At 68.9% G+C, this 2,673-nt stretch carries 3 protein-coding genes; 2 read left to right on the forward strand and 1 reads right to left on the reverse strand.

The features are described 5' to 3' along the window. Positions 1-131: 131 nt before the first annotated feature. On the reverse strand, positions 132-752 hold the full coding sequence (locus LQV45_RS24795) for a hypothetical protein (protein WP_230009269.1): 621 nt from the start codon (positions 750-752) through the stop codon (positions 132-134). Positions 753-1,151: 399 nt separating this feature from the next. On the opposite strand from LQV45_RS24795, the gene LQV45_RS24800 reads away from it, so the two are divergent. Next, complete coding sequence (locus LQV45_RS24800) at positions 1,152-1,448, forward strand: type II toxin-antitoxin system Y4mF family antitoxin (protein WP_230009271.1); 297 nt, start codon at positions 1,152-1,154, stop codon at positions 1,446-1,448. Next, the coding region (locus LQV45_RS24805; RefSeq protein WP_374208290.1) for a type II toxin-antitoxin system HipA family toxin at positions 1,445-2,673 on the forward strand (1,229 nt) is incomplete at its 3' end. The genes LQV45_RS24800 and LQV45_RS24805, both read left to right, overlap by 4 nt.

A 2,673-nucleotide genomic window follows, 5' to 3' on the forward strand; every position in this document is an offset into this window, starting at 1 on the left:
GGGGGACTTCATGGCAAAGGTGCCTTTCACTAACGGATAACAGGTGGGGAGCCGTCCGGTGCGTTGTCCGTCCGGCGGTAGCAGTGGGATGGCCGCCTGCTGTCCCCGTCCGTATGTGAAAGGGATTGATGTCAGGCGGCGGGCGACAGCTCCGGAGGTCCGCGTCTGGTCGGCAGGCGGAGGCCAGCCCGGGCCTTGGGGAGGACCAGGTTGACCGCGCAGGGAGCGGGGACGCGCAGGGGCGTGGCGGCGGAGGGCTGGGGCAGCTGCACGAGCGGGCGCAGCCAGGAACCAAGTGCGGACAGGGCCCGCTCGCTGCGTGCGAGCAAAAGTGCCGTGCCGAGCGTCGCCATCGCGTGTGCGGCGAACATGGCTCCGCCCATGTCGGCCGCCGAAACCGCCATGGAAGGGTCGGGCATCGCCGGGGCAACGGCAGCCGCTGAATGGCCCGGATGGCCCGGATGACCCGCAGCCATCCGGGCCTGGAGGGCCGCGGGCGCCCCTGAGGACAAGGCGCCGAAGGACCAGTGCAGCCACAGTTGCCCTACGCAGAGCAGGCCGGCCAGGGCCGGGAAGGACAGTCGGACGCGGGTCAGTACGGCCACGGGGACCATCGCCACGGCACACAACGCCGTCACGATCGCCGGCTCGGGCAGCCGTCCGCCGCCGGCCAGATGGCCGCCGGCTGCCAGCGCCACGATGATGGATCCGATCAGGCCGGTGCGGAACAGCCGGAAGGAAGCGCGCGTCATCGTGTGCAGTCCTTTCTGGATTCCGTGGGGTCTGGTTGTCGCTTAAGTCCCTTAAATCCTACGGGCCATTGCGAACCGTCACGCCCGCGCGCGGCTGAACCGCACAATCTGTGGAGGCAGGGCTGCGCCAGCCGGCTATGACGGCGGATGCCTTCGATCGCCGGCAGTTGCCCTTGCCTGCCCAGTGCGCCGGTACGTACGTGCCGTTATCGCTCTGTGCAGGCATCTTGGCACGTCCTATACTGGAAATGCCTGTAAAGCGGCACGTTCGTACCGCCAGGGTTCGGACCCGCAGGGTTCGATCCCACAGGTTGGTACGCACACAGAGTTCGAACCCAGAGCGTTTCGTACACACGAACGCCGGACCCTCGGACGTATCTTGATCAACGGGAGGTGGCCATGGGGAACGCATTTCCGGGTGAACTCGCTGCCGAGGCCCGGGCCCGGCGCGGGTCGCTCCGCCTGAGCCAGCGTGAGCTGGCCGAACTTGCCGGAGTCTCAGAGCGCTTCGTCCGGTTCGTCGAACAGGGAAAACGCACGGTGCAGCTGGACTCCCTGCTGGCGCTCCTGGACACGCTGGGGCTGGAACTTCGGGTCCAGACCCGGACCAGCGCCGCAGCCCGTGCCCTCGCCGGCCCGGTGGCCTGCCTGCGGGCCGACCGTGAACTGCGGGACGGGCCGGAAGGCCGGCCATGAGGCACCGGATCGCGGATATCTATAAGGCCGGCGTGCTGGCGGCCCGGCTGGAACGGCACGACGGCGGCACCAAGTTCACCTACTTGCCGGCCTATCTGGCGTCCGGGGGCCCCGCCGTCGCGAGCTCCCTGCCGCTAACTCCGGAACCCGTACTGTCCGCGGCGGGGGCGGCCCCGCCGTATTTCACCGGGCTTCTGCCGGAGGGCCGGCGGCTGAATGCGTTGCGCCGTTCCATCAAGACCAGCGTGGATGATGAGCTGTCCTTGCTCATCGCGGCCGGTGCCAACCCGGTGGGTGACGTGCAGATCGTCGGCCACGGCGAGAAGCTGGACCCGGACGAGCACGCCGTCGAGCTTGACCCCGCAACGCCCGTGGATTTCGAGGCCCTGCTGGGCGACTCCGGGCTGATCGACCCGGTGGCCCTGGCGGGGGTGCAGGACAAGCTGTCCGCTGGAATGATCTCCATGCCGGTGGCCAGCGCCGGCCGGCGCTACATCCTCAAACTCAACGCGCCCGAGTTCCCGCACGTCGTCGAAAACGAGTACGCGATGTTCCGGTACGCGGCGCGGCTGCGGATCCCTCTGAGCCGGGTCCAGCTGATCCGCGACGTCGCCGGGCGGCCCGGGTTGCTCGTGGAACGCTTCGACCGGGTGCCTGTGGCCAGTGGCACTGTATCCGGTGGGCCTGTCGCCGGCGTGTCGGGGCCCAAGGCGGCGGCCAGGTCGCCGCGGGCCGTGCAGCGGCTCGCCGTCGAGGACGGTGCGCAGGTGCTGGGCCTCTACCCTGCGGACAAGTACAACGTGGGATACGGGCAGGTGTGCCATGCGCTTGCGGCGTATTGCGCGGCACCGCTGCCCGCGGTGCGGAATTTGGCCCTCCAGGCGGCATTTGCGTGGCTGACGGGCAACGGCGACCTGCACGCGAAGAACGTTTCCATGGTGCAGCAGCCGGCCGGAGAGTGGTCCATCGCGCCGGTATACGACATCCCGTCCACGGTCGTCTACGGGGACAAGACACTCGCCCTGACCCTGGACGGCAAGCGCACAGGGATTTCCCGGAAGCACTTCCTGGGCTGGGCCGCGGGGATGGGGCTGACTGAACGTGCCGCCATCCAGGTGCTGGAACTGGCGCTGAGGGCCTCGGAACCGCTGCTGGCGGACCTTCAGGCGGGCACGGCGTTCCGCTCCATGACCGACGACGGAGCCTCGCCGTTTTCAGCGATGGT

The organism is Microbacterium sp. Bi128, assembly GCF_918698205.1.

Excerpts from the sequence above, each read along its gene's own strand:
- LQV45_RS24795 (WP_230009269.1), bottom strand. The coding sequence starts at position 752 with ATGACGCGCGCTTCCTTCCGGCTGTTCCGCACCGGCCTGATCGGATCC.
- LQV45_RS24800 (WP_230009271.1), top strand. The coding sequence starts at position 1,152 with ATGGGGAACGCATTTCCGGGTGAACTCGCTGCCGAGGCCCGGGCCCGG.